The sequence below is a fragment of the Prevotella marseillensis genome (assembly GCF_900625065.1).
GTDB classification, from domain to species: Bacteria; Bacteroidota; Bacteroidia; order Bacteroidales; family Bacteroidaceae; genus Prevotella; species Prevotella rara.
Genome location: NZ_UYXY01000012.1, coordinates 1 through 22,577, shown reverse-complemented (window position 1 = coordinate 22,577; position 22,577 = coordinate 1). Strand labels below are relative to the sequence as shown.

Here is a 22,577-nt window from a genome sequence, read left to right as displayed (position 1 = left end):
CATATACAGCCTAACATAAAAGGCTGCAAAGTTATGATTTCAAATCGTTGCGCAAGAAAATCTCTTCTAATAAACTGTAATTCAATTATTTCAAAGAACTATTTGCGATTTTTAGTGGACAATAATGTAAACATCTAATAAACAAATTAGATAATAGAATCGATGAAACATTAGAATCTTTAAATATCAGCCAATATAAACTCATTGGAATGCCAATGAAATTATATCAGTGGATACCTGCAATAGTAATAGCAAAAAAGATAAAACAAAAATACCCTAAGATCAATATTGCCATCGGTGGAATATCTACTTCTTCCGTTGCAAAATCTTTCTTAGAAAACTTTGATATATTTGATTTCGCTATTTGGGGAGAAGGAGAACAAGCACTATTACAATTAGCGCAAAAAATAGACCTTGATGAAAAATTTGATAGCATCCCCCATTTAGCTTTTCGACGGAAAAACGAAATTATAATAAATAAGCTTAAACTTGAGTTTACAGATTTAAATACAATGATTAAGCCTATATATGATGATTTTGTCCAGCAAATAGATAAAATAAATAAAGATAGAAAAAGTGTACAAGTACTAATTGAAGGAGGAAGAGGGTGTCATTGGCATAAATGTAAATTTTGTTTCCTTAACGAAGGATATTTATTTAGAACAAAACAACCAGAAAACATAATAAATGAAATTATATACCTCATAAAAAATTATGGTTTCCGTATTTTTAATTTTACAGATAATGATGTTGTTGGAAATAATCTAGTACGTTTTAATGAACTTTTAGACGGCTTGATAGAAATAAAAAAACAATATCCTGACTTTGAAATTCAATTAGCAGAAATAATAACTAAGGGTATAACAGAAAAAGAAATACGAAAAATGGCTTTAAGTGGATTTACCAATATTCAAATTGGATATGAATCACCTAGCAATAGTCTTCTACATAAAATCAATAAAATGAATACATTTGCAAGTAATCTGCTTGTAATGAAATGGTGTAAAATTTATAATATTTCAATATCAGGATTGAATATAATAAAATCTCTTATAGAAGAAAATAAAAAAGATATTAATGAAGCAATACGCAATCTTAGCTTTGAAAGATTCATAATTAGGAAAAATGGTATAAGACACCAATATACTACTTTAGCAGTATCTGAAAATTCAAGATATTATAAACAACTTAAAGATACAAACAAAATTAAAAACTATAAACAATTACAAGAGGAATATACTCCATCAAATCTAATTGATGAAAAAGATAAAATAAGGATTTTTTCATATACAAAAAACTCAGAAGATGAATCTTGGAAGTACTATTATGAAGCAGAAAACTATTTATTAAAAAATCCTCATACATATAAAATGATACGTAATGGGGACTATATTTATTATAATGAATTATGTAATGGTATAAGAATCAAAGTTTTAACATTCAAAGTGGATTCAATACATTGGAAAATATTATGTGAAGCAAATGAACGTATTGTTTCACTTAAATCCTTACAAAAGTTTGGAAAAGTAGAAATATTAATAAAATGTATAAATGAGCTTTTCAATGAAAAGTTAATTTATAAAAATGACGATTACTCTGAATTATGTTCAGTTATAAATACAAATTTCATATCATAAAGTATAACATTAAAATCAACAAAAATGGAAAAAATTTATTCAATGGACGAGATCCAATTAGATGATTTAGATTCAATCATTGGTGGTAACAATGAATCTTACTCAAATATTAATGGTACAATTAATATAAAAATCTCGAATCAGCCCAGCGGTCCATCAATAGAGTCTGGTGTTGGAATTTACATTTAACATTTAAAATGAAAGGTTGTTTTTAAAAGGCAACCTTTCATTTTAATGAATAAACTATACTATTAAAAATATAAGAATATGTATATAAAATTTATTTTATCAATTGCATTGTTGGCTTTATTTCAAAACAACTTATCGGCACAGACTGCAACACCCGGCGATTCGCTGCGGATGGACAGCATCATACACAATCTGCCGGAAGTGATGGTGAGCGGCGAACGCCCCATGGTGAAGGTGAAAGGCAGCGCACTGGTGTATGACATAAAGCGAATAACCGAAAAGAAGCCCGTGGACAACGCATACGACGCGCTGAAGGAACTGCCGGGCGTGGTGGAAATGAACGGACAGCTGACGCTTGGCGGACAGGGCGCCACGGTGATATTAGACGGACAGGTGACAAACCTTACACAGGAACAGCTCACGCAGGTGCTGAAGAGCGTACCAAAAGACAGACTCGCGGATGTGGAGATAATGTATAACGCACCGGCCAAATATAACGTAAGAGGTGCGTGCATAAACATAAACTTCCTGCATGAGACGGCACAGGAACAGAGGCTCACAGGTGAAGTGTTCGGCGTTTATGACCAAAGTCACGACGCTGCGTTTCAGGAACGTGCCAGTCTGGTGTACGCCGGCAAGAAGATGAGCATCGACTTCATGTACTCGCACGACCACGGAAACTCGTACAAGACAACTGAAACCGACTCGCACCATAGTCTTAGCGACGGCAACGTGTATGACATTTCAACATATCAGCGCAGCCGTACACGAGGACACAACCACCAGATGCGCCTGTCGATGGGATATAACTTTGCCGAAAACCATAATCTCAACGTAACTTACTACGGCTCTTACGCTCCGGGACATACGAAACAGGAGACCACGGGATCAATAAATTCAAAATACGGCATTGACACAGACCCGTGGACTCATGACATTGCCGCCGACTACCAAATGCCGTTTGGCACTAACATCGGCGCTGAATATACATTCTATAAGGCTCCGCAGACGCAGACACAAAGCAGTATATTGACTGACGGCTCGCTCGACTATGTGTCTGACAGCCGGCAGAAGCTGAACATCTGGAAGGTGTATGTAAAGCAAGACCATACGCTGAAGAACGGATGGGGACTGAACTACGGCGCAACTTATTCTACAAGTTCGGACAACAGTTATCAGAATTACCTTAGCACGGTAAACAGGCCTCAGGACCTGCCTGACAACATCAGCGCAAGCAAGCGCGAGAACATCGTGAACATATACGCCGGATTCAATAAGAACTTCAACAACAAGCTGATAATAGACGCGTCGCTGGCTGCCGAATATTATAACAATCCTTCATGGAATGAATGGAACTGGCTGCCTACCGTCAACGCAACATGGATTCCGTCGCAGGGACACATCCTTCAGTTCGGCTTCAGCAGCTACAGCACTTATCCCGAATATTGGGCAGTGCAGAACTTCACGAGCTACAACAACGGCGGATATGGCGTGATTGTGGGCAACCCGGACCTTAAGCCCATGCGCGAATATTCGGCACAGCTCACTTATGTGCTGAAAAACAAATATGTGTTCAGAGGATGGTTTACGCACACTGACGACCTGTTCATGCAGACTCTTTATCAGCAGCCTGACGAACTGAGAGAGACATTCAAGGTAATGAACTTCGACTTCCAGCAGCAGGCAGGACTCATGGCAGCTGTTCCGCTGAAACTTGGCAAATGGTACAGTGCCAACCTTACAGCCTTGGGTGTATGGCTCAGACAGAAAGACTCCGACTTCTACGACATTCCGTTCGACCGCGACATCGTGTACGGAATGTTCACGCTGCGCAACGACTTCCACATTTCGTCGCAGCCAGAAATAACGCTTTCGGTAAACGGCATGGTGCGAACCAAGGCACTTCAGGCCGACTATGATCTGCCTGCATCGGGCAACGTGGACGCAGCCCTGCAGATAAAGTTCCTGAAGAACAAGCGTGCAACGCTGAAACTCTACTGTGCTGATATATTCGAGACGGCGCAGATCACCCCCTACATAAACTTCAAGGGGCAGCGTCTTGACATGGACATGTCGAGCTATCGCCATTTCGGCGTGTCGTTCAGCTATGCTTTCGGCAACTATAAAGAAAAAGAACACAAGAAAGTTGACACATCGAGATTCCTGAAATAGCATCTTTGCCAAGTAGCCCATGCGTCAGTTATGCTGACGGCACGCGCAGCAGATGCGGTCATATAGATAATATTTACAGAATCATCACGCAACAGGCATCCGGCTTCATCGTCAGTAGGATGCCTGTTTTTGTTTTACCCAAACCATCTTAAGCATATGCTGTATTGCAGCTTTATTCAAAATCAGGCATCAGGATACAGTCTGTATTTTGCTTTATATCGAGCTTATTGCCGTTCGCTTTAACCCCATCGCAATATGCGCCAACACAATTTTACCTAAATGTAATTTGTTCAACATATCATTGACACATCTATTTTGCAACTTTGCGGCAGAAACATTTAGAACGTAACGAAGCGGCTGTTGCCGTCTGCGGCAGTCGTATTCGCTCGGAAATATACTTTATGACATTATGCGTCTGCGTAAATTTTATTCAACGATAGTGCTGTCCGACATACATCTTGGCACGACACACTCAAAGACAACAGAAGTTACTGATTTTCTGAAGTCGGTAAATTGCCGCCGCCTCATTCTCGACGGCGACATAATAGACGGCTGGGCACTGCGCAAGGGCGGCACGCGCAAATGGCAGCCCAAACACACCGACTTCTTCAAAGTGATAATGAAGATGATGGAGAAGCAGGGCACCGAAATAATATACGTCAGGGGCAACCACGACGACTTTATCGACAGCATGGTGCCGTTCACGTTTTACAATATACGCTTCGTCAAGGACTTTATACACGAGAGCCACGGCCGTCGCTATTATGTTACCCACGGCGACATCTTCGACACCGTCACCACCAACATGAAGTGGCTTGCCATGCTCGGCGACGTGGGCTATACGTTTCTGTTGTGGCTTAACAAGATATACAACAACTACCGCACCGCCCACGGCAAGCCTTACTATTCGCTGTCGCAGGCCATCAAGCAGAAGGTGAAGTCGGCTGTGTCTTATATATCCGACTTTGAGCAGGAGCTTGTAAGGCTCGCGAGGGCACGCCGCTGCGACGGAGTCATTTGCGGACACATACACCATCCGGCCGACACATATTATGGCGACATCCACTATCTCAACTCTGGCGACTGGGTTGAAACGATGTCGGCACTTGCCGAAGACGAAAACGGCAACTGGTCGGTGATAAGATACGGCGACATGCTTGCCGGCAACCGCATGCCTGAAAGGCAGATTGCATCGTGACGGATGTGCAGTGCGGCTGTACGTGCGCAGAAGATGCTGCGCGATAAGCAATATTCAGATTCTTTTCCTCCCGGCTGTGACAGTCGGATTATCACTATACTGATTTTTTATTGGTACAAGAATTGTGGCTGATTGCATGTTCTTGTTATGACAGACGGCCGTGCTCCGCAGGATTTTTCCTCGGGGCACGCCTTTTTCTTGTTTTTCTGTAACGGCTTTTCCCTCTGTTTTTCCCTTTTATGCAAGGCTTTCCACGGTCTGCAAACATTTTTCTGAAAAAAATGCGGAAACAGGATAGGGGTATTTTGTTGAGGCTGCGTTATAGGGGCAAAGAGAGACAAAAGTAAATAATATTAACAATAAAAAATCGAGCATTATGAAATTTAAAGTATTTGTATTATCTTTGTGCATTTTCGCAGGTGTCAACATGGCTAACGCCCAGGACAACAGACATGAGATACGTGTTTCGGTGAGTGACGGACTGACACAGAGCGCCGTCGATGTGCTTGGACTCGGACTTGCAGATGCCGTTACCGGCAGCAAGCGCACAGACGAGAAAGCCTCGATAGTTTACGGACTCGGCTACCGCTATGCCATCGGACGCTTCCGCGTAGGTGCTGACCTCGGCTTCGCCCACACAACAAGCAAGCTGACGCTCTCGGGCGACAAGATGCCTTCGATAAAAGAACGCGAGCTCAACTTCATGATACTGCCCACGGCAGAGTTTGTTTATCTTAAAAGCAGACTTGTTGAGCTTTACGGAAATGCGTCGGCCGGAGTGAGCCTGAAGCGCCACACCGAAACCGGACTGACCGAAGCCGGAAAGGCTGCTGCCGCCAAAGCCGACCTTAACACGTCGTTTGCATATCAGGTTAATCCTATAGCGCTGCGTGTTGGCAACGAGACGATAGGTGCGTTCGTTGAGGCCGGACTCGGTCACAAGGGCTTCATTACAGCCGGCTTGAGTTTCAGATTTTAGTTATTTGTAATTATATGCGTACGCAATGATGAAAGTCAGTAGAAAAGAGCTTTTTAAATCGAGATTTCTGAAACATTATCCGAGGCTATGCTGCATAGCCTACGGATATGTTTCCGACAGGGCCGACTCTGAAGACATTGTTCAGGAGCTGTTCGTAAGCGTGTGGGACAAGAATCTCGACGACATGCCTGAAAATGAGTTTGCCGCATACATAACCACAGCCGTGCGAAACCGCTGCATTTCGTTCTTGCGTAAGCGTACATGCGACATTGTGCCGATTGACGGCCGGCAGGTGAGCGCCGAGACAATGGCTGCCGACGAAGGCCATTGCAGCGATGAGCCTACTATGGAGGAGAGGCTCGAGGCCGCCTTGGCTACGCTGCCCACGCGGTGCAGGGACATCTTCATGATGGCCAAGCTTCACGGAATGAAGTACCGCGAGATAGCCTCGAGCCTTAACCTGTCTGAAAAGACTGTTGAAAACCAGATGACAAAGGCTCTGAAGCTGCTGCGTCAGTATGCCGCCGCCAACAGTTTTGTCGTGACGGTTCTTGTAACAATCATTTTATCAATTATTTTAAATCGGGAATAAAGATGAACAGCAATGAAGATATCAACGGGTTGCTTGCGAGGCATTTTGCCCATGAAGGGCTTACGCCGCGGCAGCAGAGCGTGCTCGACAGCTGGATAAAGGCTAATGAAGGAGAGTATGAAAAGCTGAAGAAGCTTATGGGTGCGCCTGTTGCCACGCCCGACCCGGCCACATTCGATGCCGGTGCTGCCTGGCGCAAGGTTGAGCCGCGGCTCAGCGGCAGCCGTTTGTGGCACGGTCTGCACCGCAGGGCTATGCTTATTGTGTCGGTGGCGGCTGCGCTGCTGCTCATGGTTGTCCTTGCGCTGCCGTATCTTTCGGGCAGCCGCGGCTCGGACGTTATGCAGTATGCCAACAACGGAACCGTGGAGCAGCACATCATCCTGCCCGACAGTTCGGAGGTGCTGCTCTATCCTGAAGCCACGCTGGCCTACAGCGACAAGGGTGTCGACAGGGTGCGCACAGCCCGCCTGAGCGGCAAGGCCTTCTTCAAGGTCAAGAAGCTGCACGGCGCAAGCTTTAAGGTAGAGACCGGCGTGATGAGCGTTACGGTGATGGGCACCTCGTTTCTTGTAGACGCCACTCATGGCGGCCACGCCGGAGTGTATGTCAAGACCGGAAAGGTTAAGGTTGCCACAGAGCGCGCAAGCGTTGTCATAGAGGCAAACGAGAAGGCCGAACTCATAGACGGAGAGCTGCGCACCGGAGTGATAGGCTCGCCCGCCACGCGTTTCGGCAGCGATGATGCCGACGTGTCGATGGTGTTCAGCAACGAGCCTCTGCCAAAGGTGGTGAGCGAGATAGAGAGCAACACCGGCATACGCATTGACCTCGGTGCTGGCCTTGACGACAACCTCATAACAACCCGCATCGACGGTGCCGACGGCGACGAGATAGTGAAGGAACTGGCATTTGTCTGCGGATGCAAGTATAAGACGGTGGTGGCCGGTAAACATTACATGCTATATAAATGAACATACGAAGAATACTGTGGGTATTAGTCCCTATTCTGTTTCGGATAACTCTGGCGCACGCGCAGACAACGGACAATGCGCGTGCGCTTACCGAAGAGACTTTGCGCGTTGAAGCCTCTTCTGCCACCGTGCAGCAGTGGCTGTCAAGGATAGAGACCGGCCTCGGTATCGTCATTTCATATAACCCCGCACAGATCGACGTCGATAAGGTCAGGCGCATCGACCGTCCGGGCGTCTACACCGTGGGCGCTCTGCTCTCTAAGGTGCTCGACGGATATAAGGTGCGCACGGCCTTTGTGCCTCCGCGCAAGCTGCTGATTCAGGCAGAGAAGATAGAGAACGTATGCATTGGCGGAACGGTGCTCGAGGAGGAGAGCGGCGAGCGCCTTTACGGTGCCGTCGTAAGTATCGACAACGGCGGGGGCAGGCGCATGGCTGCCATTACCGACGCTAACGGCGTTTACCGCCTTTACGTTCCGCCGGGCACTTATGTGCTCAATGTTTCTTATATGGGATATGCCCCCTCAAGCCGCCGCATAAGTGTGAGCGGCAATTGTCATATTGTTACGCATCTTGAGCCTTTGCCGTTTGAGATAGAAAAGATAACCGTAGAGACATCCAGGCGCGACGGCGAACTGGGCGAGACAACGCCCTCAGGTATGCTCTCGTTCAGCCGCAACGACCTCTTTTCGCAGATATGGATTCTGCCCGGAGTGATATCGTCGATGGCAGGTAGCAACCTGCAGGTGGACGGCGGCAGCAACGACGAAAACCTGTTTCTGCTCGACGGCGTGCCCGTGTTCCATCCGGGACACCTCAACTCGCTGCTGCCCATATTCAACGGCGACGCCGTAAAGAATGTGGTGTTCCATAAGGGTTTCTTTTCCACTCGCTTTGAAGGGAGGCTCTCGTCGGTTACTGAGGTTAATCTTAAAGACGGCAACAAAAACGAATTTGTCAACACCCTCTCGCTCGACATGCCCGCCGCATCGGTAACACTTGAAGGACCGATCGTGAAGGACAAACTTTCATATATGGTGGGCGCACGGAGAAGCTGGCTCGACTTCTTCGACAACATGCGGTCGGAAGACGACCGCCTTAACCATTCTGCCTACGACTACAACGCCAAGCTGTCTTATTCAATCTCACCGCAGACATCGCTCAGCGCCATGGCCTACGGTGCGCGCGACGACTATCACATGCCGCTGTATGACGGCGAGACCGGCACGGTGCTCAGATGGAGCAACGACATCTGCCAGCTTTCGTTCAACACGCAGGCGGGAAAGCTGGGCAATACCACGTCGCTCTTTTACTCCGGACATACCAACCGCGCGCGCATAGACATGCTCGGAGTCGACTCTACGGGCTACGTCAGAAGCGGCATACGCTCGTTTAACGCCTCTACAGAGTTCAGCTACACTCTCGACAACGTTTACAGTGCGCGCTGGGGCGCCAAGTATTCTTACGACACCTACCGCATTGCGGCCTTCGGCAGCGACGTCCGCACCCGGCGCGAGCTTATCCGTCAGGCGTCAGTGTTCTATGACAACCACATACGTGTGTCACAGCGGCTCTCGGTTCAGGTGGGTGTCCACGGCGTAGGCTATTTTCCTCACGGCAGTAAAGACTATTACAGCATACAGCCGCGCCTGTCTGTCAGATATTTTCCTACAGACAGCGACCTGCTTTATCTGCATTTCTCAAAGATGGAGCAGTTTTATCATTGCCTGCGGCTTTACAACTGGGACCTGCCTACCGACTTCCGCATGCCCAGCATAGACGGCTACAAGCCGCGTTCGTCGGAGCATTATGAGATGGGGTGGAAGCATTTCCTTACCGGCGGTCTGTTTGAACTGTCGGCTTTCTATAAGACACGCCGCAACGTAGTGGCCATGCGCCCTGATATTTTTGTTGACGACGGCGGCTGGGATCAGTATGTCATGGTGGGCAGCGGCGACAGCTATGGCCTCCGTCTTTATCTCAACAAGAGCTGGAGGCGCTGGATGCTTCAGTTCTCGTATGCTTTTTCGCGCAGCCGAGAGTGGTTTGACGACATGCCCGACCGCGGCCGCATGCCGTCGCTATATGATGTTCCCCATCAGTTGGCAGCTGCCTTGTCGTATAAGCTCAATGCCCATTCGCTCGTTTCCGTCGGCGGCATGATGCGCTCCGGCAAGGTGCTTGAGTTTGGCGATGATTTCAACACACCGCCCTGAGGAGCAGTTCCGCACCATGCGCGAGCCGCTGGTTTATCGTGTAGACGTGGGCTATTCGTTCGAGAAGGCCTTCGGTCGCAAGCTCCTTGCCCTGCGCTGCGGTCTGTATAATGTGGTGGGCCGTCCGTCAGATGAGGATGTCCTCAGCTTTTATTCTGCCACATGGCACGGCAACTGCCTGCCTTATGCGAGCATCAGCTTTAAGTTTTGAGCCTTGTTATGTGCTTATTTCGCTATGTTAAAATGTAAAATAAACGGATTGCTTCCGACCGTTTGACGCTCTCAGAATGCCGTCCTTCATCACGGTTCAGTCTTTTCTTCTTAAAAATGTCATAATTTTCATGTTTTAGTTAAGCTGTTGATTTACATCTGATTATGTCGTTTTGAGAAGGAAATGGCAACAGTTAAAAAATATTACTCTGCCGTTTACGGTGCAAAAGTGGCCCGTTTACGTTCTGAAATAGCCCCTTTTGTTAGTCAAAATCCATTGATTTGGCCAACAAAATCATCCTTTTTATGGCAAAATAGCGACATAAACGTAAATGTATATTAATGGAATGTCGCTATAAGTATGCACATATTAACATCCGTTATATATTTATTTTCTATTTCCCAAAAATCTTTTGTCCTGATTTTTCCGTTAAAATTTTTATTCACAATTTAGCTTCCATTTTATTATAAATAAATTGTATTAATTTCGGATCACAGATCCTGATACTCAATTCCGGCAGATTGCAAATCAGCCGGCACATTAGTCTTGTTGCGAATAATTTTTTATCTACAAGACAAAAGTTCTGTTTTTTTTCACAAAGCAAATGTTCTCTAGTAGTATGTAATATTAGGCTCTGTTGTTTAGAATCCGCAAAGCAAATGTTCTGCCGGATATGTTATTCGGCAACATAAAATATAAGGATTTTCAATCCGCTTAACTTCCTTTTTATAAATAATTTGTATTAATTTCGGATCACAGATCCTGATATTCAATTCCGGCAGATTAATCTTATTGATTGTCGGCTGCGCTCGGCATAACCAAATGAGATTTGCTTCTGCTCTCGCTTGCACGACAATTGCAAATCAGCCGGCACATTAAAGTGAAAAACTAAGAGTGAAAAGTGAAAAATCCAAATGCGAAATTTTTTTATAGCAACAAAACATTTGACTTTAACTCCTAGCCAACTTGTTGGCGATAACTACTCTAACTCCTTTAACTCCTAAGAAGAAAATCATTTGTCTTAACTCCTAAATAATAAAAAATTCCCTTTCCTTTCTCAATTATTTTTCTTATTTTTGCGATATAAGAATAATTTATTCACAACACCCTTGAAAGCAAAATTGTTAATTATACTGATTATTATGGCAACACACATTTCTCAGTCATGCTCACGCAGTGCAGACGATATACGTAAGCCGGCCGTTGCCGGGCAGTTTTATTCAGCCTCGGCAGACACGCTTGCCAATGATGTCGACGGCTTTCTGAAGTCAGCCGGAGTAAGTCATGCCGACGACGTGCGCGCCGTCATCGTGCCCCATGCAGGCTATGTCTTTTCGGGAGCTATGGCGGCAAAGGCATATATGCGCATAAATCCGGCAAGAGAATATAAGCGGGTGTTCCTGTTGGGACCGAGCCATAAGGCAGCCTTCGACGGCGCTTCGGTCGACAACCAGTTCGGCGCTTATGCCACGCCGCTTGGCAACGTGGAGATAGACATCAACGTGTGCAATGATCTGTTGTGTGCCGACAGCGTGTTCTGCTGTCTGCCCAAGGCACACGACGGCGAGCACTGCCTTGAAGTGCAGTTGCCTTTTCTGCAGCGCCGTATGGACAAGATGCCGCCCATAGTGCCCATAATAATAGGTACGCAGGATCTTGACAAACTGCAGCGCGTGGCCAAGGCCCTGCAGCCATACTTCACCGCCGACAATCTGTTTGTCATAAGCAGCGACTTCTCTCATTATCCACGTTATGACGACGCCGTTGAGGTGGACGGCATAACGGGGCAAGCCATAGAGAAGGCCTCGCTGACAGAGTTTGTAGGCGCGATTAACGACAACGCCTCGCGCCACATTTCCAACCTCTACACAAGCGCATGCGGACAGTCGCCCATAGCCGTGCTGCTCATGATGATGAGTGATGGCGGAGGTCTGACCATGGAGCATCTGGGATATTGCAACTCGGGCGACTCACCCTACGGCGACCACGACGGCGTGGTGGGCTATCATGCCTTTGCCGTTACGGGCGGAAAAGCCGAAGGCGGCGGAGCAGAAAAGGATGCGGCGTTCGGCCTTACGGCAGACGAGATGCGCACCCTGCTCGGCATTGCGCGCCGGACAATAGAGAATACGCTTAACGGAAACGGCGGACAGCCGTGCGACACAACCAGGCTTAGCGAAACGTTGAAGGCACGCTGCGGAGCCTTTGTAACGCTGACGTCAGGCGGCCGTTTGCGCGGATGCATAGGCAATCTTGTAGGTTACAGGCCGCTGTATGCCACGGTTGAAGAGATGGCTAAGTCGGCAGCTTTTGAAGATCCGCGCTTTTATCCCGTGCGCAAGGATGAGCTTAATGACATTAAGATAGAGATATCCGTGCTTTCGCCGCTGCGCCGCATATCGTCGATAGACGAGTTTCAGCTCGGCCGCCACGGTCTGTATATTGTCAAGGGTGCCAGCTCGGGCACGTTCCTGCCGCAGGTGGCAGATGAGACTGACTGGACTAAGGAAGAGTTCTTCGGCCACTGCTCGCGCGACAAGGCCGGACTTGGCTGGGACGGATGGCGCGATGCCGAGCTGTATGTTTATGAGGCCGAAGTGTTCGGCGAGGCCGACGGCGAATAAATATTAAGGATATGGAGCACGAAGCAGAATTTTATGAAGCCGCTGAAGGCGGCAGGGTGGTGTGCCGCCTGTGCCCTCACGGTTGCCGTCTGGCAGAGGGCGAGCGGGGAAAGTGCCGCAGCAGGGTATGCCGCGGCGGGCGTCTCGTGGCAGAAAACTATGGTCGTGTGTGCGCATTGCAGATAGACCCGGTTGAGAAGAAGCCGCTGCTGCATTTTCATCCCGGCGGCAGCTGTCTGTCGCTGGCTGCGGCGGGCTGCAACCTTTCGTGTCTTAACTGCCAGAACTGGGACATATCGCAGGCGTCGGCGGCCGACGTGCCTTACAGACAGCTTGGTGCCGCCGACGTGGCGCGGCTGGCTGAAACGAACGGATGCCGTATGGTGGCATATACTTACACCGAGCCGCTGACATGGTTAGAGTACACGCGCGACTGTGCCGTGGCGTGCCGTGAGCGCGGACTGAAGAACATACTGGTTACGGCAGGCTATGTCAACGCCCGTCCGCTGGCAGGTCTGCTGCCGTATATCGACGCCGCCAACGTAGACCTCAAGTCGTTCTCCGACGACATCTACCGTTCTGTCAGCGGTGTGCGGCTTGCCCCTGTCCTGCATACGCTCAAAAGTATGCTCGATGCCGGCGTGTGGATTGAGATAACCAACCTCTTGATACCCGGCGTCAACGACGACAAGGACATGATAGCCCGTATGTGCCGCTGGCTTGTCGACAACGGCTTTGCCGACTGTCCGCTCCATTTCAGCCGTTTCTTCCCGCAGTATAAGATGCAGGGCCCCATGTCGGTGCTTGCCGTTACGCCCATGGGCGTTAAGGATGCCGGTGCTAGCTTTGTGCCGACGCCCCTGCCGCTACTCGTTGAGGCACGCCGTGTGGCCATAAGTCAGGGCATGCGCCATGTCTATCTCGGCAATGTCTCGCTTCCCGGAGCCGAAGACACCCTTTGCCCCAGTTGCGGCTCTGTCCTCATACGCCGCACAGGCTACGATGTGGACCTTGGCAACTTCAGCGGCGTCTGCCCTAAGTGCGGCAGCAAGATTGCCGGGGTGTGGTGATGCTTAAGCATTAGTTTGCGTAAAGGGCAGAATAAGAGTTAAAAGAAATAAAACAAGATGCATAGGTGTATGAAAACAATATAGGAAAAAAGAAAAAATATGATATTTATATTGAATTAAAAATATAAATATGATATCTGTTAAACTTAAATTCAGACCTTCTGTAAACATTAACAAAGAAGGCTCATTGGTGTTTCAGCTTATTCACGGACGTATAGTCCGCAGAATAACCAGCAAGTACAAGATTTTCAGCAGCGAATGGGACGAACGCAACGGTTTCATCGTTCTCCCCATGAAGTCATCGCCGCGCTATGAGCAGCTAAGTCTTATCCGCTTTAATGTGGAATGGGAACTGCGGCGGATAAACAGCATTATCCGGGACACTGTCGTTGACGGCAGTCAGTTGTGCGTTGACGATGTCATCAGCCGGTTTTTGCTTTGTGATGATATTAAGCAAAGCGTGTTTAACTTTATCCGTACACAGATTATGCATAAGCAGAAGCTTGGCAAGATACGTTCAAGCGAGACCTATAAGTCGACGTTAAACAGCTTCATGCACTTCAGAAAAGGTGTCGATCTGCCTTTCAACATGATTGATTCAGAGCTGCTTGAACTTTATGAGGCGCAGATGAGATACCGCGGCTTGTCGCGCAACACGACATCGTTCTACATGAGAATTCTGCGCACCAACTATAAGATGGCTGTAGAGAAAGGCCTGACTAAAGACTGCCACCCGTTCAGGCATGTCTATTGCGGCATGGACAAGACCATAAAGCGGAGCATATCCTTTGTTGAGATTAAGAGGATAAAGGACCTCGATCTGTCGAGAAAACCCATTTGGGACTATGCCCGCGACATGTTCATCTTCAGCTTCTGCACCAGAGGCATGTCTTTTGTAGACATGGCATACCTGAAGAAGAAAGACCTGCGCAACGGCTATCTTACTTACCGTCGTAAGAAAACGGGACAGCTGCTCATAATAGAGTGGACACGCCAGATGCAGGATATCCTTGATAAGTATGAGCCTAACAAGACAAAGTATCTGCTGCCGATAATAATGCGTGAAGACGGAAAAGAGCGGCAGCAATACCTTAATCAGATGATGAGAATAAACAGACATCTGAAGGAGATTGCCGGCTTGGCCAATCTGTCAGTGCCATTATCTTTATATTACAGCCGTCACAGCTGGGCAACCATAGCACGCGGCAAGGACATCCCCCTGGCTGTGATAAGCGAAGGACTGGGGCACGAGTCGGAAGCTACCACCCAGATATATTTAGATTCGATTAAATCTTATGAGGTGGATGAGGCAAACAGGAAAATATTAAACGGTCTCTAAAACTTATTAAACATTGTGGAGGGACATTTGTGTGTGTCCGTGCTGTTTGTGCTGAAGGCAAAAACAGCATCGCCTAATAAGCATCATTGTCCGAAAATAAAGTTAATTCTTCGATTTATAAACCTCACCATATTTTACGCTTTTCAGTAAAGTAACAGACGCAAATACTATTCTTAAAGTCATTCGTTTTTTTGAATGATGTAATCCAAAAAGGACTTGATTCGTTTCACGAAAAAGACCATCTCCTAATAAGAGACGGTCTTTTGTATGCAAAGGTACAAAAAATAATTACTTATGCAATTATTTTAACAATTTTATTCGATTATTTCACCGCAAACGTTTATTTGCTGATTTTTTCTTTACAAATAAAATGTTTGAAAGTCCGTAAATAAAAATGTTTCACGTAAATGACCGTCTCTTATTAGGAGATAAGCAAAAATAACTAGGTGATAAATAAGCTTTACACTGATAAAGTCATTTAAAAAAGCGTTTTAATAATGCTTGACGAGAATGAGAGAAGTCTAGATACAAAAACTCATAACTGCTTGTTATACTGCAAATTACGTTAACTCGCAGGACTAGAGAGTATGCCTTTAAGGCATTAATATTAGTAACCAACACATTGCTGACTATGACTAAAGAAGAGCAGATTATAGCTTTTTCTAGGAGTGACGCGCCCCAATGGTTCGTTATGCGCGACCTGAAGCGAAACAATGCCAAGCTTCCTGCGTATAAGATGCTTAGCGAGATGAAAATCGAGATATTCACTCCTATGAAGTGGAAAATTGTGACCAAAGAGAAAAAACGCATCCCCCAGAAAGTTCCTTTTATGCAAGACTTGCTGTTCGTGCATGTCACCAGAAAAATTCTTGATCCTATCGTCGAGAGAACCAGTACACTGCAATACCGCTACTTGCGCGACGGATTTAGAACTCCCATGACGGTAAGGGACACGGATATGGAGCGTTTTATACGTGCAGTTGAATCTGCGGACAATCCGCAGTTTTATGCTCCAAAGGATATCCTTCCTAGTATGATAGGCAAAACTGTGCGCATCATCGGCGGCCCTCTGAACGACTATGTAGGAAAACTCCAGAAGATGCAAGGCTCAAAAGTGAAGCGCATCTTTATAGAATTGTCTAACCTCTTGACTGCATCTATTGAAGTGCAGCCTGAATATATACAGATATTATAAGAAATAACGAATCTTTATCTTATGCCATTTTGTTGTTTCTGCTGGCGCCAACAGGCAGAAATTGTTATGATGAAACTACTTTCGTAAATCCCATAAAACGAAAATATATAAATACAAAACCCGAGCCGGGCGTTATGGTTCAGCCGGTATCTTCGCTTTATATTGAACAGACTTTCGTTTGCTCTTTAGCAGCATAGCGTGCTATGTCAAGAAGAAACATACGGAACTCAATAGTAAACAGAAAGACGGCTGAAAGCAGAAATACACAAAAGAGATAAAACGATATGCAGACCAGCGGTCGGCTTGGGCTAAATTATTGATGTAAATAAATTAAATGACCACGCAACAGGAAAATACAAAACGGATTGCAAAGAATACATTGATGCTATATGTCCGCATGCTCTTTGGCATGTTGATATCATTATACACTTCGCGTGTGGTTTTGCAGGCCTTGGGCGTTGAAGACTATGGTATCTATAATGTCGTAGGCGGTGTGGTTGCGATGTTTTCTTTGTTGTCGGGTTCCTTATCTGCAGCAGTAAGTCGTTTTTTGACTTTTGAGCTGGGGAGAAAAGATTTAGAGCGTTTGAAGAAGGTTTTTTCTTCTGCATTGTGCGTACATGCTATATTAGCTCTTGTGGTCTTTGTCTTATCTGAAACCATTGGACTGTGGTTCTTGAATTATAAGATGAATATACCTGCCGACAGAATGGTTGCGGCCAATTGGGTATTCCAATTTTCTTTATTTTCATTTCTGTTAGGACTATTCAGTGTTCCTTACAATGCATCTATCATTTCTCATGAACGGATGGGTATTTTTGCTTTTGTTGGTATTGGGGACACTATTTTGCAGCTGTGTATAGTTCTTCTAATTGCTTATGGTGGAATAAATGCAGATAGGTTGATTCTTTATTCAGGTCTTTTAGTGTTAAAAGGACTGTTGTTTCAGTTTTTCTATTTTTATTATTGTCTTAAGTCTTTTGAGGAATGTCGTTTTAGATTGATTTTGGACAAACCTTTATTGAAGGACATGACGGGATTTGCTGGTTGGAATTTCATCGGAGCATCATCTGCAATTTTACGTGACCAAGGTGGTAATATACTCTTAAATCTCTTTTATGGTCCGGCTTTAAATGCCGCACGTGGAATCGCAAACCAAGTTAGTAGTGCTATAGGGGCATTTGTCGGTAACTTTATGGTGGCATTAAATCCACAAATAACCAAATCATATGCAGCAGCTGAATATGAATATACGTTTTCATTAATTTTCAAGGGGGCACGGTTTTCCTTCTATTTATTGTTATGGTTGGCTCTTCCGGTTTTATTGAATACTCAATATATATTATCCATTTGGTTGAATGTAGTGCCTGAACATGCCGTATTTTTTGTCCAGCTCGTTCTGATATTCTCCATGTGTGAAGCAATATCTAACCCTTTGGTCACTGTTATGTTGGCTACAGGTAAAATCCGAAATTATCAGATTATCGTGGGAGGATTGCAGATGATGAATTTTCCATTATCGTATCTGTTTCTTAAGATGGGTTTTTTGCCGGAAGTGGTTGTAATGATAGCTATTGCCCTTTCATTGGTTTGCTTAGTAGCACGATTAATAATGTTACGTGGTATGATTCAACTGCCGGTATCCCGCTTCTTACATAATGTGTGCGGTAAAATTCTTTTAGTAACTGTATTATCCGTTATTATTCCTCTCCTCGTCCGTTGGGAATTACCTGCCAATTTGTATGGATTTATAATATCTTGCATTATCTGCCTGATTTGGACGGCAGCTATTCTTTTCATATTTGGATGTTCTGTTTCTGAACGGAAATTTCTGAGAGATAAGTTGCATGTTTTATCAGTAAAATGGTTAAATAGATGATAACAATAAAAGATAAATCTGCTTGCTGCGGATGTAGTGCATGTGCCAATATTTGTGCCCATCATGCTATCACAATGAGGCCGGACGGTATGGGCTTCTTATATCCCGAAGTAGATAAAAGCAAATGTATAGACTGTGGCCTCTGTAATCAGGTATGCGCATTTAACGATGATTATGACAAATCTAGAAACTTGGAAGAACCAGATGTTTATGCTGCACGCCACAAAAATATAAATGAAATTAGTACTAGTAGAAGCGGTGCTGTCTTTATAGCTTTGTCTGATTGGATATTAGAACAAGGAGGTGTCGTGTATGGTGCTGGCTATGAAGACCACTTTCGTGTTGTACATAAAAGAGCCACAAATAAAGAACAACGTGATGAGTTTAAGGGAAGCAAATACGTACAAAGTGATTTGAAAGATACATTCTGCCAAATAAAAAAGGACTTGAAACAGGGATATAAGGTAATGTTTTCTGGAACTCCGTGTCAGACGTCAGGCCTATTGTCTTATTTGCAACTATTGAAACAAGATATCTCTCAATTATATGTCGTAGATCTTGTTTGCCATGGAGTGCCTGCTCCTTATGTATGGCGTGATTATCTCAAATATATTGAAAAGAAATATCATGCAAAAATAACTGATGTTAATTTTCGTGATAAATCACAATTGGGTTGGTCTGCGCATAAAGAGTCCTTCAAACTTGGAAATAAATACTTATGTGTATCAACTTATACAGACTTGTTTTATAAACATCTTATGTTCCGTCATTCTTGTGGAGTATGTCATTTTACTAATTTAAAACGTCCATCAGATTTGACTATTGCAGATTTTTGGGGTTGGGAAAAGGTTGATCAACATATTAATGCCGATAATAAAGGCGTCTCTTTACTTTTGGTCAATACGGAAAAAGGCAGACAATTATTCTCTGAAATAGCAGATCAAATTCATTATTTGGTGACTGATACAAAGCATTGTCTGCAACACAATTTGGAGTATCCATCTATTATCAGTCCATTAAGGGAAGAATTTGAACAGAATTTTATATCGCGAGGATTTGTCTATTGTGCTAAGAAATATGTGAACATTGGTCTCAGACATCGGATATACAGTCTCCTTAGAAAGGTGAAACATAAAATATTAGGATAATGAAAATTGGAATATTCACATTTCATTGTGCAGCTAACTATGGAGCTGTATTGCAGACCTATTGTCTGCAGGAAGTATTAAAAAATATGGGACATGAAGTCTGTGTTATAGATTATCGTCCGAAATATCTTATAGAGCCATACAAAACATTCTCATACGATTCTGCATCTTTTAATTCATTCTTTTCAAAATGTAAAGGATTAATAAGAGCTTGTTTGGTCGCTCCTATCCGCTGGAAACGTAATAGTGTATTCGCACGATTCATTCATGATTATATAAATCTTTATCAATTGGACTTAAATGATGCATCAAACGATTTTGATGTCTTTATCTTTGGTAGTGATCAGATTTGGAATCCGAAAATTACTAATGGATTTGACAAAATATATTTAGGCGACTTTCCTGCTGCAAAGGGGAAAAAATTGATTGCGTATGCAGCAAGTGCTGGAAGTGTCTCGAATTTTTCAAATGAGAATGTTAATTATTTCTTATCAAGACTGAAATATTTTGATAAAGTTTTAGTTCGAGAAAAATCTTTAGCTGAATTTATAAGACGAAAAACATTTATAATCTCAGAAGTTGTATTTGACCCTGTTTTATTGGCAGGACCTACAATTTTATATAAATTGTTAGATAATAATGAAATAAAAAATCAAAAGCAACCATATTTATTATTGTTTCAATTGATTAGAAATGATGATATCGCAAAATATGCGGCAGATGTAGCTAAAAATAAAGGACTTAAACTGATAGAGGTTGCAACGATGCGTGAATCCATCTTTAATGAAAACCAGAAACAGACTCTATCGGTTAAGCAACTATTATTCTATTTTGTCAATGCAGCTTACATTATAACGTCTTCTTTTCATGGAACAGTGCTTTCTATATTGTTTAATAAGCCATTTAATACTATTTCACTTAATAATAGTATAGACGAAAGAGCATCGTTTTTATTAGATTATTTGAATCTGTCTGATAGAATGTTAAACATATATGGTAAAGTAGTATCTTCAACTCAGATAGATTATACAGACGCAAATAATTTATATAATATAAAAAAAATAGAGTCATATAATATTCTTAATAATTTTTTATTATGTCTCTGATTTCTGTTATAGTGCCTGTTTACAATACTGAAAAAACTCTTAATAGATGTATTGATAGTATTTTGAATCAGACATTTTGTGATTGGGAATTATTGCTCGTAGATGATGGCAGTACAGACCAATCAGGTGAACTTTGCGATGAATATGCCGCAAAAGATAAAAGAATAAGAGTTTTTCATAAAACTAATGGTGGAGTAAGTTCTGCGCGAAACATGGGATTACAATATGCGAAGGGTGAATGGATCTCTTTTGTGGATGCGGATGATTATTTAAATGTTCAATCTTTGAACGATATGATAATTGGGTCAGATGATTCAGATTTAGTATTGTCTTCAATAAAAATATGTGGCTGTCAGGAGAAAATAGTAAAATTGGATAATAATTTATCTAACGATGTGCATGAAATAGGCAACTTATTAACTTCTTTGAATGATTATATGGGGTTAACTGTACCATTTGCAAAACTTTTAAAATCATCCATAATCAATAACAATAAAATAAGATTTGATTGTAGGTTTTCTTCTGGAGAAGATACGTTGTTTATGTATCAATATTTATTTTATATAAAAAAAATCCGATGCATAGATGCAGTTTCTTATAATTATATTCTGTCAAATGGGTTGTCTAATAGAAAGTTGTCATTAGGTAGTATAGATAAAATATTACAAGAAATAACAGACGCTTTAAATGAACTATATATTAAGTTCAATTTTGATATAAGGAGAAGATATTATGATTCCATAGAATATTTTGTAACAAAATATGATTTTACAAATAAAAATATTAAATCCTTTTATAAGGATTTTTTATATTTCTCCAAAAGAAAATATTTCAAAGATATGATTAATGACAGAACTTATATATGCAAAGGGTTTAAACGAAAATTATTTGATAAATTGTTCATGTATAAGTTATATGGTATTATAGTGTTATGGATTTTCAAAATTAAAAAAATATATTTGTAAAAATAATTAACAAGTTCTATAACAACGATTTTAAATTATTTGTATTTTTTAATGATATGGTGTCTGTTGTCGTTCCTGTTTATAATGCGGAAAAATATATTCAACAATGTGTTCGTAGTATTTTAAATCAGTCATATTCTGATTTAGAACTCATTTTGGTTGATGATGGTAGTTATGATTCTTCTGCTTCCATATGTCATGAGTTAGCTCAGAAGGATGCTAGAATTAAATACTATTATCAGCCAAATAATGGGGTTACGAGTGCGAGAAAAAAAGGAGTGGAATTAGCATCTGGAGAATATGTTACATTTGTTGATGCAGATGATACCATTGAAAAAGATTTTCTTAAAATTTTAGTTGATAAGATAACTAAAGGATTTGATATGGTTATTTGTGGAACTTCATTAGAAGGTGAGATGGATGGTGATACGTTTGTTTCTGCTATATTAGAGAACAAGTTGCCTGTAACTATTTGGGGGAGACTCATAAAAAAAAATATCTTATCAGATGAAGTTTTTAATATCTCTCGTGATTTGCCAATAGGTGAGGATGTTATCATGAATATCCTAATAGGCTTGCGTGTCCATCATTCTATTTATGTCCTTAATAAAAGCTACTATAATTATGAAGTTCACGATACATCTGTCACGAATGGACGTGTACCTACCTTGGCTTACGAGGAAACTTATATATCAAGAATAAAAGAAGCACTTAGAGATAGGTTTTGGGATTTCTGTGCATCATATTTGTTTCTGAAATTGCATGTATTAGAGAACCTTATTGTGTGTAGGGCTAAAATACCATATCGAAAAGATTGGATTTGTTCAACTTTGCAAGATGCAAAGAATTTGGATTTATCATGTCGTGAAAGAATTGTAACCTATGTTCATAATTCTTTTCTTTGTCGTTATTTATTAGCTATTGAACGTCGTTTGCGTTTGATGGGTATAAAAAAATAAAATGAATGTCCGCATGTTCCCAAATTAGCAAAGTTTAAACCGCCAAGATGTCCGATAGGCGTGTATTGGAACACTTTATGCTTGATGCGAGATGTATGGACAATAAAAACGTATATGATATGAC

At 43.1% G+C, this 22,577-nt stretch carries 18 protein-coding genes; all 18 read left to right on the top strand.

The features are described from left to right. Window positions 1–215: 215 nt before the first annotated feature. Complete coding sequence (locus EJL04_RS16025; RefSeq protein WP_164511805.1) at window positions 216–1,637, top strand: B12-binding domain-containing radical SAM protein; 1,422 nt, start codon at window positions 216–218, stop codon at window positions 1,635–1,637. Between the two features lie 24 nt (window positions 1,638–1,661). Next, the gene (locus EJL04_RS16455; protein ID WP_164511804.1) at window positions 1,662–1,826 is read left to right on the top strand and encodes a hypothetical protein; all 165 of its coding nucleotides are present in this window, start codon (window positions 1,662–1,664) and stop codon (window positions 1,824–1,826) included. A gap of 78 nt (window positions 1,827–1,904) precedes the next feature. Next, on the top strand, window positions 1,905–3,998 hold the full coding sequence (locus tag EJL04_RS16020; RefSeq protein ID WP_125105651.1) for an outer membrane beta-barrel protein: 2,094 nt from the start codon (window positions 1,905–1,907) through the stop codon (window positions 3,996–3,998). A 409-nt stretch (window positions 3,999–4,407) separates the two neighbouring features. Continuing rightward, complete coding sequence (locus EJL04_RS16015) at window positions 4,408–5,196, top strand: UDP-2,3-diacylglucosamine diphosphatase (RefSeq protein WP_125105650.1); 789 nt, start codon at window positions 4,408–4,410, stop codon at window positions 5,194–5,196. A 376-nt stretch (window positions 5,197–5,572) separates the two neighbouring features. Then, window positions 5,573–6,175 carry a hypothetical protein gene (locus tag EJL04_RS16010; protein WP_125105649.1) on the top strand — a complete coding sequence of 201 codons (603 nt, stop codon included), beginning with the start codon at window positions 5,573–5,575 and terminating at the stop codon, window positions 6,173–6,175. A 25-nt stretch (window positions 6,176–6,200) separates the two neighbouring features. After that, complete coding sequence (locus tag EJL04_RS16005) at window positions 6,201–6,767, top strand: RNA polymerase sigma-70 factor (protein ID WP_241210034.1); 567 nt, start codon at window positions 6,201–6,203, stop codon at window positions 6,765–6,767. Between the two features lie 2 nt (window positions 6,768–6,769). After that, on the top strand, window positions 6,770–7,741 hold the full coding sequence (locus EJL04_RS16000) for a FecR family protein (protein ID WP_125105648.1): 972 nt from the start codon (window positions 6,770–6,772) through the stop codon (window positions 7,739–7,741). Then, entirely contained in the window at window positions 7,738–9,957 is a 2,220-nt protein-coding gene (locus tag EJL04_RS15995) for a TonB-dependent receptor (protein WP_241210033.1), read from the top strand. Before EJL04_RS16000 ends, EJL04_RS15995 begins: the two co-directional genes overlap by 4 nt. Next, the gene (locus tag EJL04_RS16685) at window positions 9,935–10,168 is read left to right on the top strand and encodes a hypothetical protein (RefSeq protein WP_241210032.1); all 234 of its coding nucleotides are present in this window, start codon (window positions 9,935–9,937) and stop codon (window positions 10,166–10,168) included. Before EJL04_RS15995 ends, EJL04_RS16685 begins: the two co-directional genes overlap by 23 nt. A gap of 1,142 nt (window positions 10,169–11,310) precedes the next feature. Next, entirely contained in the window at window positions 11,311–12,792 is a 1,482-nt protein-coding gene (gene amrB / locus EJL04_RS15990) for an AmmeMemoRadiSam system protein B (RefSeq protein WP_125105647.1), read from the top strand. 11 nt (window positions 12,793–12,803) lie between these two features. Continuing rightward, entirely contained in the window at window positions 12,804–13,862 is a 1,059-nt protein-coding gene (gene amrS, locus EJL04_RS15985) for an AmmeMemoRadiSam system radical SAM enzyme (RefSeq protein ID WP_125105646.1), read from the top strand. 130 nt (window positions 13,863–13,992) lie between these two features. Continuing rightward, complete coding sequence (locus EJL04_RS15980; protein WP_125105645.1) at window positions 13,993–15,201, top strand: tyrosine-type recombinase/integrase; 1,209 nt, start codon at window positions 13,993–13,995, stop codon at window positions 15,199–15,201. A 631-nt stretch (window positions 15,202–15,832) separates the two neighbouring features. Continuing rightward, a complete protein-coding gene (locus EJL04_RS15975; RefSeq protein WP_021855273.1) occupies window positions 15,833–16,396 on the top strand; it encodes a UpxY family transcription antiterminator in 564 nt (187 codons plus the stop codon). Between the two features lie 334 nt (window positions 16,397–16,730). Continuing rightward, the gene (locus EJL04_RS15970; RefSeq protein WP_021855274.1) at window positions 16,731–18,275 is read left to right on the top strand and encodes a lipopolysaccharide biosynthesis protein; all 1,545 of its coding nucleotides are present in this window, start codon (window positions 16,731–16,733) and stop codon (window positions 18,273–18,275) included. Next, window positions 18,272–19,423, top strand: coding sequence for a Coenzyme F420 hydrogenase/dehydrogenase, beta subunit C-terminal domain (locus EJL04_RS15965; protein ID WP_021855275.1), 1,152 nt, complete (start codon window positions 18,272–18,274; stop codon window positions 19,421–19,423). The genes EJL04_RS15970 and EJL04_RS15965 overlap by 4 nt, the downstream gene beginning before the upstream one ends. After that, window positions 19,423–20,529, top strand: coding sequence for a polysaccharide pyruvyl transferase family protein (locus tag EJL04_RS15960; RefSeq protein WP_021855276.1), 1,107 nt, complete (start codon window positions 19,423–19,425; stop codon window positions 20,527–20,529). Before EJL04_RS15965 ends, EJL04_RS15960 begins: the two co-directional genes overlap by 1 nt. Continuing rightward, window positions 20,520–21,494 carry a glycosyltransferase family 2 protein gene (locus EJL04_RS15955; protein WP_021855277.1) on the top strand — a complete coding sequence of 325 codons (975 nt, stop codon included), beginning with the start codon at window positions 20,520–20,522 and terminating at the stop codon, window positions 21,492–21,494. The genes EJL04_RS15960 and EJL04_RS15955 overlap by 10 nt, the downstream gene beginning before the upstream one ends. A 56-nt stretch (window positions 21,495–21,550) precedes the next feature. Continuing rightward, a complete protein-coding gene (locus tag EJL04_RS15950; protein ID WP_125105644.1) occupies window positions 21,551–22,453 on the top strand; it encodes a glycosyltransferase family 2 protein in 903 nt (300 codons plus the stop codon). The last annotated feature ends 124 nt before the right edge of the window (window positions 22,454–22,577 follow it).